Origin of the sequence: Oribacterium sp. HCP28S3_H8, assembly GCF_052064775.1 — a bacterium.
Classification (GTDB): Bacteria; Bacillota; Clostridia; order Lachnospirales; family Lachnospiraceae; genus Oribacterium.
In genome coordinates this window covers 211,127-226,890 of record NZ_JBQHUZ010000001.1, presented here as the reverse complement: position 1 = coordinate 226,890, position 15,764 = coordinate 211,127, and the positions used below count along the sequence as shown (strand labels likewise).

Annotated in this window: 15 protein-coding genes and 1 pseudogene; all 16 read right to left on the bottom strand. The window is 45.2% G+C overall.

The window, feature by feature from the left end:
• Positions 1–70: 70 nt before the first annotated feature.
• Positions 71–1,471, bottom strand: a complete 1,401-nt coding sequence (locus ACTNEN_RS01085) for an oxaloacetate decarboxylase subunit alpha (RefSeq protein ID WP_441204213.1) — start codon at positions 1,469–1,471, stop codon at positions 71–73.
• Between the two features lie 10 nt (positions 1,472–1,481).
• Complete coding sequence (locus ACTNEN_RS01080) at positions 1,482–2,630, bottom strand: sodium ion-translocating decarboxylase subunit beta (protein WP_441204212.1); 1,149 nt, start codon at positions 2,628–2,630, stop codon at positions 1,482–1,484.
• A gap of 50 nt (positions 2,631–2,680) precedes the next feature.
• A complete protein-coding gene (locus ACTNEN_RS01075; protein WP_441204211.1) occupies positions 2,681–3,055 on the bottom strand; it encodes a biotin/lipoyl-containing protein in 375 nt (124 codons plus the stop codon).
• 34 nt (positions 3,056–3,089) lie between these two features.
• Positions 3,090–3,425: an acetyl-CoA carboxylase biotin carboxyl carrier protein subunit gene (locus tag ACTNEN_RS01070; protein WP_441204407.1), complete on the bottom strand. Its 336-nt coding sequence runs from the start codon at positions 3,423–3,425 to the stop codon at positions 3,090–3,092.
• 168 nt (positions 3,426–3,593) lie between these two features.
• Positions 3,594–3,758, bottom strand: a pseudogene (locus ACTNEN_RS01065) (OadG family transporter subunit); the annotation flags it as partial.
• Positions 3,759–4,246: 488 nt separating this feature from the next.
• Entirely contained in the window at positions 4,247–5,614 is a 1,368-nt protein-coding gene (locus ACTNEN_RS01060) for a carboxyl transferase domain-containing protein (protein ID WP_441204210.1), read from the bottom strand.
• Positions 5,615–5,750: 136 nt separating this feature from the next.
• Entirely contained in the window at positions 5,751–7,142 is a 1,392-nt protein-coding gene (locus ACTNEN_RS01055) for an RsmF rRNA methyltransferase first C-terminal domain-containing protein (RefSeq protein WP_441204209.1), read from the bottom strand.
• A 135-nt stretch (positions 7,143–7,277) separates the two neighbouring features.
• Positions 7,278–7,784, bottom strand: coding sequence for a DUF6465 family protein (locus ACTNEN_RS01050; protein WP_441204208.1), 507 nt, complete (start codon positions 7,782–7,784; stop codon positions 7,278–7,280).
• Between the two features lie 193 nt (positions 7,785–7,977).
• On the bottom strand, positions 7,978–9,102 hold the full coding sequence (ytvI, locus tag ACTNEN_RS01045; protein ID WP_441204207.1) for a sporulation integral membrane protein YtvI: 1,125 nt from the start codon (positions 9,100–9,102) through the stop codon (positions 7,978–7,980).
• 1 nt (position 9,103) lies between these two features.
• Positions 9,104–10,438, bottom strand: coding sequence for an O-antigen polymerase (locus ACTNEN_RS01040; RefSeq protein ID WP_441204206.1), 1,335 nt, complete (start codon positions 10,436–10,438; stop codon positions 9,104–9,106).
• Positions 10,439–10,466: 28 nt separating this feature from the next.
• On the bottom strand, positions 10,467–11,627 hold the full coding sequence (locus ACTNEN_RS01035) for a CdaR family protein (RefSeq protein WP_441204205.1): 1,161 nt from the start codon (positions 11,625–11,627) through the stop codon (positions 10,467–10,469).
• On the bottom strand, positions 11,624–12,487 hold the full coding sequence (gene cdaA, locus ACTNEN_RS01030; protein WP_441204204.1) for a diadenylate cyclase CdaA: 864 nt from the start codon (positions 12,485–12,487) through the stop codon (positions 11,624–11,626). Before cdaA ends, ACTNEN_RS01035 begins: the two co-directional genes overlap by 4 nt.
• Positions 12,488–12,521: 34 nt before the next feature.
• Complete coding sequence (locus ACTNEN_RS01025) at positions 12,522–13,439, bottom strand: hypothetical protein (RefSeq protein ID WP_441204203.1); 918 nt, start codon at positions 13,437–13,439, stop codon at positions 12,522–12,524.
• Positions 13,436–14,260, bottom strand: a complete 825-nt coding sequence (locus ACTNEN_RS01020; protein WP_441204202.1) for a hypothetical protein — start codon at positions 14,258–14,260, stop codon at positions 13,436–13,438. The genes ACTNEN_RS01025 and ACTNEN_RS01020 overlap by 4 nt, the downstream gene beginning before the upstream one ends.
• A complete protein-coding gene (locus tag ACTNEN_RS01015) occupies positions 14,226–15,527 on the bottom strand; it encodes a tetratricopeptide repeat protein (protein ID WP_441204201.1) in 1,302 nt (433 codons plus the stop codon). Before ACTNEN_RS01015 ends, ACTNEN_RS01020 begins: the two co-directional genes overlap by 35 nt.
• On the bottom strand, positions 15,524–15,679 hold the full coding sequence (locus ACTNEN_RS01010) for a hypothetical protein (protein WP_441204200.1): 156 nt from the start codon (positions 15,677–15,679) through the stop codon (positions 15,524–15,526). Before ACTNEN_RS01010 ends, ACTNEN_RS01015 begins: the two co-directional genes overlap by 4 nt.
• Positions 15,680–15,764 lie beyond the last annotated feature (85 nt).

Below are 15,764 nucleotides of genomic sequence, written 5' to 3'. Positions count from 1 at the left end.
CGCAAAATCATTAATATACATGAAATTGTAAGTTCTTTACGATAATAATATATGTAAAGATCATCCGTTATTACGCCGGATATGCCTTATTTTCCTTATCTGCTGCAGTCTTGGCAACACCGGACTGCTGTGCAGCACGATACTCAAAGAACTCCTTTGCAACTGTCGGGAACAAAGCATAAGACAGTACATCCTCAGGCTGCTGAACCCATTTAGCACACTCCTCCTTAAACTTCGGAAGCTGTGGAGCAATGTGATCTGCTGGACGATCTGTCATCTGGGTCTCACCCGGCTTAAGGATCTTCTTTACAACCTCAGGGTTCATCGGCTTTACGGTACGCCCGAACTCTCCGGCTACAAGCTTATGAGACTCCTTCGGAACCATCTTGTATCTCTCACCGGTCAGTACGTTCATTACCGCCTGTGTTCCAACGATCTGAGAGGAAGGTGTAACCAGCGGCGGCTCACCGAAGTCAGCACGTACTCTTGGAACCTCCTCAAGTACAGCTGTCAGCTGATCATCCTTACCTGCCTGATGAAGCTGTGAAATCAGATTGGAAAGCATACCGCCTGGAACCTGATATCTCAGCGTATTGATATTTACGCCGAGTACCTTCGTAGACATAAGACCAGACTTGAGGCACTCCTCACGATACGGCTGGAAGTAGTTGGAAACCTCGATCAGCTTGTTGAGGTCAAGCCCGGTATCATACTCGGTTCCTTCCAGAGCCTTAACCATTACATCGGTAGAAGGCTGTGAAGTACCAAGTGCAAATGGAGTAGATGCAGTATCAATGATGTCAGCACCTGCTTCAATACACTTTAAGTAGGTCATGGAAGCCATACCTGAAGTATAGTGGGTGTGAATTTCAATAGGAAGCTTTGTGCCTCTCTTGAGAGCCTTCACCAGATCATAACCTGCCTGTGGAAGTAACAGACCTGCCATATCCTTGATGCAGAGGGAATCAGCGCCCATATTCTCTACATCTCTTGCAAGATTCTCCCAGTACTCAAGGGTATATGCATCACCCAGAGTATAGCAGAGTGCGATCTGCGCATGGCCACCCTCCTTCTTGGTTGCCTTTACAGCGGTCTCCAGATTGCGGATATCGTTAAGACAGTCAAAGATACGGATGATATCAATACCATTGGCGATGGATTTTTCTACAAAATACTCAACAACATCGTCTGCATAGTGATTGTATCCGAGGATGTTCTGACCACGGAACAGCATCTGCAGCTTGGTGTTTTTAAAATGCTTCTTCAGCATTCTGAGTCTGTCCCAAGGATCCTCCTTGAGGAAACGAAGGCAGGCATCAAAGGTTGCTCCGCCCCAGCACTCTACTGCGTTGTAGCCGACGGTATCCATTGTATCCAGAATCGGCTCCATTTCGGAACTCGGCATACGAGTTGCGATCAGAGACTGATGCGCGTCACGCAATACAGTCTCGGTAATTTTAACTTTAGCCATTTTATCTCCTTTATTTCACTCCATAAACCGCCATAAAGGTACCGGCTGCAACTGCAGTTCCGATAACTCCGGCTACGTTTGGTCCCATTGCATGCATCAGCAGGAAGTTGGTAGGATCTGTTTCAGAGCCAACCTTCTGAGATACTCTGGCTGCCATAGGTACGGCAGATACACCTGCTGAACCGATCAGCGGATTAATCTTACCGCCGGAAAGCTTGCACATAACCTTACCAAGGACAACACCTGCTGCTGTACCAAAGGCAAAGGCAACAAGTCCAAGTACGACAATCTTAAGTGTATCTACATTAAGGAACGCCTCAGCAGAAGTAGAAGCACCTACAGATGTACCAAGCAGGATAACAACGATATACATCATTGCATTTGAAGCAGTTTCTGTCAGCTGTTTAACAACGCCGGACTCCTTAAATAGATTACCGAGCATCAGCATACCAACGAGTGGAGCTGTGGTCGGAAGAAGCAGACATACGACAACAGTAACGATAATCGGGAACAGAATTTTCTCAAGCTTGGATACAGGTCTCAGCTGACCCATCTTAACCTTACGCTCGGATTCTGTTGTTAACGCACGCATAATAGGCGGCTGAATGATCGGAACCAGTGACATATAGCTGTATGCCGCTACGGCAATCGGTCCGAGCAGTGCAGTTTGTCCAAGTTTATTACAAAGGAAAATTGAGGTAGGTCCATCAGCACCACCGATAATGGAGATCGCAGCGGCAGCTGCACCGTTAAATCCCATCAGGATTGCAAGGAAATAAGCGGCATAGATACCAAACTGCGCGGCTGCGCCAAGGAGAAAACTGATCGGGTTAGCGATCAATGGTGCAAAATCCGTCTGTGCTCCAACTCCCATAAAGATCAGCGAAGGAAGGATCGTCCACTCATCCAGCTGGAAGAAATAGTACAGAAGACCTCCGGTACCATTGATGGACTTTTCCGGCCGCAGCATAATATCCGGATAGATATTTACAAGCAGCATTCCAAAAGCAATCGGAACCATCAGCAGAGGCTCAAAGCCCTTTGCGATTCCAAGATAAAGGAATACAAATGCTACAATCATCATGAGGTAGTTACCCCATGTCAGATTAAAGAATGCTGTCTGCTGGAGAAGATTTGATAACGTCTGAGCAATATTCATAAATTAATTTTTACCTCCAGATCAGCAAAATCACATGATATTCTCAACAATCAGTTAAGAGTTGCAAGAACAGCACCGGATTCTACTGAATCACCAACAGAGACGTTAACAGATGCAACTGTACCATCCTGCGGAGCAACAATATCATTTTCCATCTTCATGGCTTCCAGTACAAGGATCGGATCGCCCGCCTTAACTGCATCACCAGGATTCTTCTTAACAGCAAGGATCTTGCCTGGCATCGGGGAAGTTACCTCGACGGAACCCTGGGTACCAGCCGGAGCTGCTGCTGGAGCCGGAGCTGCCGGAGCTGCCGCCGGAGCCGGAGCTGCTGCCTTAGGAGCTGACTGAACGGCTGAGCTTGTTCCCTCTTCTACTGTAACGTCATAAGCGACGCCATTTACTGTAATAGTATATTTTTTCATCTTATTACCTCACTTATAGGGGCTCGTCAGCCCATCAATTCATTGTAGCAAGTGTAGCGCCGGACTCGACAGCATCACCAACCGATACGTTGATGGAAGCAACCGTACCATCCTGCGGAGCAACAATATCATTTTCCATCTTCATGGCTTCCAGTACAAGGATCGGATCGCCCGCCTTAACTGTATCACCAGGATTTTTCTTAACAGCAAGGATCTTGCCTGGCATCGGCGAAGTTACCTCAATGGAGCCAGCCGTGCCGGATGCTGCCGGAGCGGACTCGGTCTTAGCCTGAGAAGCTGCCGGTGCAGCTTCCGCTGCAGTTGGAGCCGGTGCTGCCGCAACTGCGCTGGCAGTAACGGTTGGAGCCATTGGCTGCGCAGCTGAAACGGAAAATCCACGTCTACGGATGGAACGAACGACAAGACCATTGTTAAGAGTCGGTCCCGGAACAAATCCTGTATCCGTACTATTGCTGGTATCTGCTTCATACTGGGCAATGGCAGCTGCAATCACAGCCTGAAGCTCATTACCTGCCTGAGGCTTCACAGGAGCTGCCTTTACAGGAGCTGGTGCCGGTTTCACAGGCGCAGCCGGAGCTTCAGCACTCTGCTTGTTCTTTTTTCTGTCTTCAAATACCTTGATGTATTTAAACAGGCTGATAATCCATGCAATGAAAATCAGGATGATAAATACAGATCCCATACCGAGAACCAGGTTACCGGCTGCATCCGCGATTTCCTCGCCTAATGAGTAGGTCGGTTCAAAGGTCATTTCGGTTATTTTGGAAAGATCTTCACTGAGTCCGAGTGTAAGCTTTAATGTTCTGTCAGAATATGTCGATTCAATGTCGATGGAATATCCATCCTCTGTAGCAGTGGCAGTCGCACTGTCAACACTCTGGAAGGTTCCAAGGCGGTCGAGGTCATTTTTAAAGTTTGTAAGACCATTAAATACAACTGCGTCCTTAGACTTTTCTGCAGAATCAATCGTTGATTGAATCTCATCCGGTGTAAGCTGGGCAATGTTTTCCATGTACTGCTTTCCGGATTCTTCCAGCTTTGTCTGAGTGGCTGCATCCATAGGAGCTGTTTTGACTTCCTTGGTGCCACAAGCTGCGAGTGTTACGACACTGAGAACAAGAAGAACACTGAGGACCGCTTTTCTAATCCATTGTTTCATCTTGTCTCCTCTCATACTGTTCCGTGCTTCTTATCTGGTCTGAACACACTCTTTGTAAACAGCATTTCAAATGCAGCAATTACTCTCTGTCTTGTTTCCTCTGCATTGATGATGTCATCTACATAACCATGCTGAGCTGCAGACTGTGCTGCATTTTTCTCTTTCAGAAGCTTGGCATTGGCTGCTTCGGAGGTGTCATCCTCTGAAATGATTTCAGCTGCCTTGGCTGCATCCATGATGCCGATCTGTGCTGTCGGATATGCATAAACAATATCTGTACCAAGCGGCTTGGAGCCAAGGGCAAGACCTGCAGTGCCAAGAGCGTTTTTAACAACGGTAACCATCGGAACAGATGCATTGGCATATGCATATGCCAGGGAAGAAATAGCCTTCGGACCAAACTTTTCTGTGCACTGGCAGTTACGATATCCCTTTACATCGGCAAGTGTCAGAACCGGAATCTCAAATGCATCACAGAAGCTTACCAGGCGCTGTGCTTTATCGGCACCCTTCCAGGAAAGCTGATCTTGTTTATTGGCAACAACACCTACGGTTGCTCCATTCAGCTGGATCAGACCGGTAACGACATCCTCAGAGTATGCCTTGCGGGTTTCAAAGAAAATACCATTATCAGCAATCTGCTTTACAGCTTCTGCTGCGTCAAGCTTTTCAATACCTGCAACGGAACGGTTAAGGTCATCTGTACATTCATCTACAGGACCGCCGTCCTCATTGTTGCCTGGCAGAATTGCGACAAGACGTCTGATCTCGTCAAAAATCTCTGACTCTGTGCCGGCAAAATCAACATGACCATACTCAGCCTGTGCCTCTGCCTTGGCAATAGTGTCATCCTTGTTGCCCTTTACAGCATCCGGAGCATTGACATAAAGTCTTGCACTGTTGTCCTCCATAAATACGAAGTCAGAAAGTCCGGTAAGGACAGAAAGACCGCCGCCACAGTTACCAAGTACAACAGAGATCTGAGGTACCACACCGCTTGCAAGCGTCTGTTTTTTATACAGTCTGCCAAGACCGAAAAGCGCATCAGATGCCTCCTCAAGTCTTACGCCGGAGCAGTCCAGGAGACCGATGACCAGAGCTCCCATCTTCATTGCCATGGAATAGATGTTGGCAATTTTCCTGGCATGCATTTCTCCGATAGAACCGCCGAGAACGGAAGCATCCTGAGAGTAAACATACACAAGGTTGCCGTCAATCGTTCCATAGCCGGTTACAACACCGTCTGATGGTGCCTTTTTTTCAGCCATGTTGAAGTCTGTGGATCTTGCCTGAACAAGCTTACCAACTTCAACGAAGCTGAACTCATCAAGCAGCGTCTGAATTCGGGACAAAGCTGATGACTTTGACTGATTATCCATTTTTTATCCTCCATTTCATTATAAAGCGGGAAATATTCCCGGATTATCTCAAGTAATTGTATACGATGAAGATTCATATTTCAAGGGCTAGTGATTAATTTGACAAATCGTGAAGCGACAAATCTAAGGACAGCTGTCATACAAATCTAAGTCCCTTGGGATAATGATTTTTAATTCTGCTGTTGGAATACTTTCCGAATCCGAGAGCAGCGCCATCGCAGGCAATCAGTACATACCCTTTAAATGGATTTTCAACTTTTTCACCTGCTTCCGCAGGTACCAGTTCATCTTGAGAAGCAGAAATTTCCAGCCCATGCAGGTACTGCCCGACTCTCGGGTCATCCACAGAGAGATCCAGGAGTGAAAAATACATCTGAAATGCATCCTTGGAAAAACGGATTGCATGACTTAATGCATGTGCCGGCTCCAGACGATTTTTAAGTCTCTCGGCAAAAGGTATGCCTTCTCTCAATACGTGCAGTCCCCGGAGATCAGGCATGTATTCCGGTATTAGGAAATCCTGATCTTTTCCTTTTTTTCTGCGGAAGCCCGTTTCACGGAAAAGGTCCAGGCTGCAAGGCTCCGGAGCTACGGTTTCCGGACCACGCTTTTTAAAGACAGCAATATAATGACCTTCTCCCCGTTCCTTGTGCGGCCAGAGCTTCTTTTCATATATGAGCTCGAGCTCCGGATCCAATGTGAGGATATATTGTGCCATTTCTTCATCTTCACCCGGCTCAAAGGTGCAGGTTGAGTAACTCATTTTTCCGCCGGACGCAAGCATCTTTACTGCGTTTGCGACAATTTCTTTTTGACGGATAATGCATTTCAGCACATTATCCGGGCTCCACTCGGAAATTGCGGTATCATCCTTTCGGAACATGCCTTCACCGGAACATGGCGCATCCACGATGATGCGGGAAAAGTATCCCGGAAAGTATGCGGCAAGCCTTCCGGTATCTTCATTCAGCACTGCCCCGTTTAGGATGCCCATACGTTCAAAGTTTGAGGACAACGTCCTCGCACGGCTTGCAACATATTCATTGGAAATAATCAGACCGCCCAGCTCCGGATCCAGATGATCCGCAGCCTGTGTGGATTTGCCTCCCGGCGAAGCGCAGAGGTCCATTACACAGTCAAAGGGACGTATGTCAAGCTGCTCTACCACCTGCATGGCAGAAGGCTCCTGAATATAGTATACCCCTGCCTCATGGTATGGATGCTTTCCGGGACGGATCCCAAGCTCTGCTAGTCTTTCTTCATTAATGTAAAATTCTCTTGAGCGCTCTGCTTCCGTGTCTTCGGAAGTCTTCTTCGCGCCTTCGTCCAGTGGCATCAGCTTCCAGTCATGCAATAGTGACCGGTAACTGATTTTGTGCGTTGAATCATGCGCCGTTGCGAGTTTAGAGAGATTCAGCCGGAGACCTCTCACCGGGGTTTCATTATATGTCTTTAAAAAAGCATCATATTCATCTCCCAGCAGCACTTTCATGCGCTTCAAAAATTCTTCCGGAAGGATTTTTTCCATTTCTGCTCCTATCCCGATGTTAAACTTTGTACATCATATACTCAGAAAAAAACAGCCGCAGATTGATCCTACATCATGTCTGCGACTGTCCTTAATATTCATCCGACGTTTTTTTTCTGTAATACTTTGTGATGCTTACAGATCAATGCGGTTATCTCCGCTGTTATCCCCGTCTACAACATAATAAGCAGCATTTTCTCTTGCTACTACGTAGACCTCAACATCCTTGGCATCAGCTTTTTTTGCCTTGGCGGCCTTTACAGCCTGGTCAATAATATCAGCTGCCTTAACCTGCTTACCATTAAACTCAAAGGTAACGGTAGTTTTTACGGATTCATCTTCCTTCTTTGCCGGTACTTCCTTCTTTACTGGAGCCTTGCTTTCCGCAGCTTTGGTTTCCGCTGCTTTTACCACGGTTTCCTTTTTAACTGATTCTTTTTTAACCGTTTCCTTCTTTACAGGGGCCTTTTTAGCAGAAGCTTTATGAGCAGAAGTTTTTTTAACAGAAGCCTGCTTCTCCTCTGCCTTAACTCCGGCGTTATCTTTTTCTACAGCCTTTTTGATTTCTGCAAATGACTCTGTCAGAGCAGCATCTTTTTTAGCTTCGGTAGCTTTAGCTGCAGCCGTTGTATTCTTCTCCATCAGTAATTATCTCCTTCTTCCGGGTTCCGGAAAATTTAAATACAGCCAAATTATAAAGAGTATAAAATTATTTGTCAACCTAAAGCCTTATTTTAAGCCATTTCTGGGCTTTTGCAGAGCTTTCAGAATTATTTTTTGGTATTTTTAATATAGACCGGATAACTTCATCCATGCTATGCAGGAAGCTTCAGCATTATAAAAACGATAATAGTAGCTCCACCAGCTCTTTTACAGACGCAAGCATTTTATCAAACGCGCCGTAGCGATAGAAGCATAGAAACAGCATACCTACCGGTACTGCAAAAATCATACCAGCCAGACCATATAATTTAAAGCCGAGATACAAAAACAAAATTGTCATAAAAGGAGGAAGTCCCATGGTATCCCCCATGATCTTGGGCTGCATAAACTGACGGACGATCTGCGTAGCGACATAAATCACCAATAACCCCAGGGCTTCCAGAAATTTACCGGAAAAAAGATCCATCACGATCCAGGGCCAGAATATAAATCCGACGCCAAACATCGGCAGAAAATCCAGAAAGGCAGTAAGAAGTGCAAGCGGTACAGCAAAACGTACCCGTAAAATCAAGAGACCAATTGCTAGAACCAGAAACACAACGAACATAATCTGAAACTGTGCCAGCAGCCAGCCTTGCAGAATTTTGCTTATGTCTCGTTTCAGCAGCTTTCCGTACTGGAAAAATCGTTCCGGTATCCATTTGCGAATATTTTCTTTATATACGTCCCCATCCTTGGAAAACAGGTATGCGGAAATAATGGTCACTACGGCATATACGAGCAATGTCGGCAGGCTTCTTACCACATCCAGAGAAATGGAGGCAACCGGGCTGGAAGCATTGGCGATAAAGTCTGATGCGTACTGGTTAAAGTTACTTTCCAGATTAGACAGTGCTTTGGAAGCCATGTCTCCATAGGATCCGGGCAAAAGGTGATGTAGAACGTCCTGATGCTCGGCGATCATTTCGTTGATTGTCAGTGAAAGATCCTTATAAATGGAAGGAATGGAGACAACAAAATCCCGTATTGCATGTACCAGAAGGTTACCTGCAAAATATAAAAGCAGACCGATCAGCAGAAACAAAACGACAATGATGACAAGCGAGGCATGCTTCCGCTGCATGAGATGTGTTTTCTGATGCAGCAGCCGTATAAATGGGGCTGCAATTACAGAAATCAGAAAGCCAAGGAGAAATGGAAGAAAAAACACAGCTATCCTTGGCAGAGCCATTACCAGCAGACCGAGGATAGCAATCGGAATGATAATATTGGCAATCAGTTTCAGATAGTGGTTCAATTCATTTCCTCCTTATAAGTATGCGGATCTGGAACAGCAGGTAAAGGCACACACTGCATCCCAGATAGAACCAGGTTGCTGCATTGGAAAACCAGGTTGTAAAAAATGAAAAAAGAAGGTAAAAGGCAAGCTGTGCAAAAATAATTCTGGAAAAAGGATTTCGGTCATGATGAATTTCCTTAGTAATGCATCCGGAACATAAGCCGAGAACTCCGCCCAAAAGCATCACTCCCCATATCCCAAAATCATAATATGCATCATAGATCAATGTCAATGTCGTAAGCTCTGCCTTGGTGGTATAGAGTGGAAAAGCAAGCTGCATGGGTATAAAATACTTTATCCCACTGAGCGTTACCAGGGGATACAGCATTTTCGTCCCATGGGTATGCTCGCTGAGATGCTCTGTCATGACATTAAAATTGTCATAATTGTTGGCAATATACATGTAGGGCTGTGTAATAAAAATCGGTGTTGCCGGATTTTTCATTTCAAATATTTCATTAAGATACGTAACGGAATGCGCCCGGGCAATCGTAATCATGACATATACAAGGACCATAAGTACAGATAATATCAGGACCTGCCAGGGCTTAAGACGCCTGCCGCCAAGCATCATAGTAAATACCATCAGGATGACGGAAAATAGAAACTGAAAGCGGGAAACGAGCAGAATCGTAAGAAGCAGTGAGAAAAAAATACCTGCTGCGCTTATAAGATCTGCATGCTGCTGCTCCTCAATCGCCAGAATGGAGATGGACGGAATTAAGATCACAAGTGTCGTAAAATAATGGATTCCCTTCAGATGAAAGTATGAATACGCATGTGGCATGTCTTTTGTAAAAAAAGGAATGAATCCAAGCTTGTATGCTTCGATAAAAAAGCATACCCAGGTGATGACAACAAGGCAGAGGATACAGTGCTTATAAAAGCGAATGCTGTCTGCATGAAGTAAAGCATTCTGCGCCATATGCTCATGCGAGCGATTCACCTGCTCAGGCAGAACCCCTCCGTCTTTTCTTTTATGCAGATACCGCTCCATGAGCGTAGATGTGATATAAAACACAAGATACATGAGATAGAAAGACAGCCAGGTTTCCCAGGTCCATATGGTACTGAGTCTGCTTAATTTAAAACATGCGATGCCTTCCCCGCCAATCAGTCCCAGGGCAAGAAATCCCCTCAGGTTAAGGAGCATCCCGGATCGATGATATTCGCGGAAATAGAGAAAAACAGCAGCAATAATCAACGAAGCTCCTGACAAGAGCAAAAAGCCTGCCCTTGTCAGAATTACTCCTATGATGTACGCCGCTGTAAAAATAAAAATATCTGTAGTCATGCTGTTTCTGTTATATCATGCTTTTCTGTCAGCCTGTGATTGCAGCCGAAGCTTCACTATGCTCTGAGTCCGTGGATTTTGTCTGCTGATCTCCGGGCTCCCGGATGCCGGATACCGCTTCACTTGTTTCTGCAGGAGCTTCTGATACTGACGTTTCCGGCAACGTCGTCTCAGCCTCTGTAATATGCGGAATTTCTGCAGAACTTTCCGCTGTTGTAGTACTTTCCTCTTCTGTTTCCGGTATTTTTTCGATCCGCACCGTAACAATAACCTCCGCATTTGGCTCTGCCAGTTCAATACCGCTGGGCAGATAATCCTTTAACTGGAAGGTCTCTGTAACGGAATCCGTTGCATCGGAAATATCAATGGTTGGAAGCTCAAACACTGTCATCTGGTCAATGATACCGGGAGCACCTGCCAGAATTTCTGACTGCGGAGAAACCGTGGTGCTTTCATACTGATAGCCTGCTGCCGGAGTACCGGTCACGGAAGGCAGAAGGTTGATGGATTTTTTCTTATGCAGTGTGACGGAGTAATGCACGGAGTCGGTAGAAAGTGTTACATCATTTAATGTAATGGCATTTCCATTGGCGTCATATAAAACCGGCTTTGCTGTAGCATCCTTGTTTCCGGTGAGTCCATTGACATCGACGCTGATTCCGACACTGGAAATCCGTCCGATCTGAGATTCCGGTCCTGTGACGTAAACCGTTTCCGGACTGAGTATGATACTGGAAACCGCATAACCATCTGCAGGATTACCGCTCTGGTGCACCTTAAGGTCAAATTTCTTCTCCTGAATGTCTTCAAGCGTCACGTGAATCACGGTTGGACGGACCGTAACATCATCTACGGTATTTTCCTTACTTGCTGCGACATTAACATATACCGGCACTGATCCGGTAATGGAATAATCCTTAAGATCAATGTAAGCATGAAAATCATCGGCACTGATTGTAGCCGCCTGATCTGTCCTTACCTTATAGCTTATGGTAACCGTGTTGCGGTCTACACTCCATTTTTTGTTTTCCGCATTAAAGGTGTCCGTGCTTTCGATGTCAAGATTTACCGTCTGGGTTCTTGTGATTTCCGGACGGGAAACATTCACTACAATCAGCCAGATCAGGATGGCAAGAAAAAAGCTCAGAAGCTTAAGAGAAAAATTGTCACGAAATGCTTTGAATTTCATGGTCTTCTCTCCTCCTTCCCGGCGCGAAACAGTCTGAAACGGCTGCCGGACCGTTTATCCTTGTCATCCGTCTCCTTTTCCACCGGAAGATAGGACCTAAGAGCCTCTGCATCAGGCACACGGATCAGATGACCGCCTACGGCAACGGATACCTTGCCGGTTTCCTCTGAGACAACAACGGTGACAGCATCCGTGTTTTCTGAAACTCCGAGGGCAGCTCTGTGCCTGGTTCCATAATCCTTGGAGATTTCTGCATCCGATAATGGCAGGTAACAGGTTGCTGCTGTGATTTTGTCCCCTACAATTACAACCGCACCGTCGTGCAGGGGCGTGTTTTTTTCAAAGATATTAATCAGTAATGCTGCACTGACAATACCATTGATCCGGATCCCTGTGTCCTCAATTTCTTTTAGTGGCTGGTTTTTCTGTATTACAATCAGGGCACCGGTTTTCTTTTTAGCCATTTCAAATGTAGCTTTGATAATTTCATTAATTGTGGCTTCTTTGGTGTTTTTGATATCATCAATGGCGAGCAGATTTGTAATGAAGTTCCTGGATCCCAACTGCTCCAACGCCTTCCTGAGCTCAGGCTGGAAAATAACAATCGCGGCGGTAACCGCAAGCGTGCCGACGTTCTCGATCAGCCACATGATGGTTTTTAACTGAAAGATTGCAGCAAGAGCGATAAAGGCGGCAATAACGATCATACCTTTCAGTAGCTGCCATGCATGGCTGTTTTTGATCCACAGTAAGCATTCGTACACAAAGACTGTCAGAATGATAATCTCCACAGCTCCTGTCAACCCAACCGGAGGCAGCAGGCTGGTCCAGCTTTTCAGTTTTGTGAAAATATCAGACACTTCTATACTCCTTCTCTATCGTCAGCAGTCATTGTTATGATTTGGTCACAGTGTCATGCTTTGATGCCTTTAGCTTTGGTACAGCCTTGACATAATAAAAATAGTCATCATCCTCAAATTTTACCCGTTCGGTCCGTTGATAATCCGCGCCATGAAAGGTCAGCACATAGAGCGCAAGGATTAAAGCCGATATCAGTAAGGAACCGAGTGCATTCACCGGATGAAATGCAGCTTTGATGTATTGAAATCCGGCAAGCTCTACGGCAAAGACTGTAATGAGCCCAGCAGATGCAGCAATTTCCCACGCATAATTTATCTGCAAACTGCTGATGACATACACCACAAGTATAGCCAGTATGAAGGCGAGCGCAGCTACAATCATGGCATGGTTGTTAAAAAAGGAAAGAAAAATATCAGCATACTGCGCTGCCATTTCCGTCATGTCTCCTGCTTTGGTGAGTGTAGAAGCATTCGCGGCAGCGTATGTAAGATAATAATACATCATTACCCCGATCGTTGTAGGGATGATCGAGATAAATCCTAGTGATAATCCAGCGGCAACCGGGATAACATACGGAATATGCAATATAAAGGCAAGCGGAACCAGGACAATCAGGATCGCATGTTTTGCCTGAAAGGTCGTCTGGAGCAGCGCAGCAATTAAAAAGATTACAAGGGTTACAGCTGTAAACTCCAGGGAAATCTTATATAAGCCGCCCAGCATAAACATTGCAGCAAATACCGTGATTCCAGTCCAGGGCAGAAAAGAGCACAATAAGGCAGCTGCCAGCAACACCAGGGGATTTCTGACGAGACCTGCGGATCCCAGATTGCTTCCGACCATAAAGAAAATGATAAGGGAGACGATGGCTTTGCAAAGAGGAATCAGCCAGTAATCATATTTCCGATAAATGTTTTCAAGAGTGTCTCTATACTGAAGTAACGGGGTCATGATTGCCTGCCTCCATGGTTCTTTGTTTGACCGGGATCTTCCTCCCAGTCATCCGGAGAAATCTGGACATTCTCCGTAGCATTGTCATCATCAGCATCGATCTGATAGTCGTCGTCCAGCCATCCATCCTTGGGTTCGTTTTGGGATTGCCGGGGCTGTGTGTCTTCCCAGTTGTCATCCACTGTATCCAGCCATCCATCATCCGGTTCATCCGAGGATAGATCTAGATCCTCATCCAGCCATCCGCCGTCTGGAGCGTTTCCAGCTTCAGAGTCTGAAACATAAGGTCTCGGATCCTTTATACCTGCATCCTTCATGCCTGAAACATGATGCTTTGTAACCGGTGCATCCTGCGTATTTTGTGCAAGAGAAACATTCAGGTTTATAGTATTTGCTGCATCACTCTCTGAGATGCTGAGAATTTTTTCTAGTTTTGCTTCATAATATAAGGTGAGTCGGTGGATGGACTCATATTTTGACGCAAAATACATTCCGGATGTAACACAGCTGATCACTGCACCCAGGCAGTATAACATAAGAAATGTTTTGCCCAGGGCACTGATAAAGTCCAGGTTTAAATTGACAAGAATCATTTCTACCTGTGTTAAAAGTATAATAAAGCTAAGCAGAATGAACAGGAGCGTATATTGCAGAAAGATTTTAATAATCTTTTTGGAAATATAATCGCTTTTAAAGTATCTGCTTGCTTCCTCTATATCTTTCCCTCGCTTTTTTTTAAATACGGCAAGCTGTGTCATAAGCCGGACCTTGTTAATGTTGAGCATCTTAATTTCCTTTGGCTTGTTTTGCCCTTTCCGCATAGGAATCATCCGGGAATTGTCCGATGATCTGGTCAAAAACTGCATTGGCTTCGTCTGTATTGCCCTGAATCTGATAAAGTCTGCCCAGCAGGAACATGTTTTCGGGAACAGCTTTTAACTGAACACTTAGCTGATAGCAGGTCAGTGCCTGTGTTGTGTCGCCTGCATTCCAGGAAGCAGTTCCCAGATCTGCAAGCTTCTGATAAACGGTATTTTCCATCTCCTGCTTGATGCCATTTAACATACTTACCAGATTCTCATCAGTGATCTGTGACTGATCCAGACTGAGATACAGCTGTGCTGCACTTACCAGATCACCACTTTGATATGCAGTGCTGATATTTGTCAGTGTCTGATACTGTGATGCAAACGCCGCATTCTGATTTTCATACTGGGACAGCTTTGCATTGGCATCATCATACTGTGACTGCAGTGTGTCATTTTGCGACTGCAGATCGGTAATCTTACGATTGCTTGCGTCCAGTTTTTCTGTATAAGTTATCAGTTCCTGATTATTGGCACTGTTCAATGCCTTGGTGTGTGCCGGAAGCACAAGCAGATAAAATGCAGCAAGTGCAAGTGCCATACCGATAATGATATACACAACTACCATCCAGGGAGAAATCTGCTTTACTTCCTGTGGAATCAGTACATCGTCATCTGTCATTTTTCTATGGGAAAATACATTTTTAAGGCGGTTCTGCTCGACCTCTGCTCTTCCGGTATTTTTTTTAACTTCATCCATGAGGACAAGTGCTTTAGGATTATTTCTGTCAATTTTAAGAACCTTATATAAGCTTCTACCGGCTTTTACCCAATTCTCCCGTTTCATATATAAGAGAGCGAGAAGGATATGCGCTTTAATATAATTTGGACTGTCCTCAATTACGCGGTTAAGCTGCATTACTGCCAGATCCTCATTATTATTCTGCGCATAATCCAGCGTCTGATTATAACGCTTGACATTATCTGAACAGATTCTTAAAATGGCCGGCTTCCTCTGAATCTGATCAAGGTAATAATCCGCATCATTATCTTCCGGCATCAGATTCATACTGATAACCCATTGTACAAGCGCGTCTGCTGTTTCGCCACATTCAAAAAAGACAAGTCCCAGCAGATTCCTTGCGTCCTTCTGATATTTATCAAACAAAAGAGACTTCTTTAAAAGCTCTGCCGCACCGGAAAGATCCCGGAGACGGGCACGTTCCAGACCAAGGTTATAGTAGCAGTTTGCAATTCTTTCCAGAGTAACGTCATATTTCATTGCTTATCATCATCCTTTTTTATGGCGTCCTCTATGAGCTGAGTCATGATATCATGCATATCCGTAAGATCCACTTTTACGATGGCATCCTCAATCTGATCTACATCAAGACTAGGTTTAAATCGCTGTATTTCCTCTTCAAAATTTATCATTAAAATCTCCGTATATTCATAAGCAGCTTGACTCTGCCAGTGTATTCAATTAAAATCTGTCACAGCATCTCTGAAGTCAGTAGAT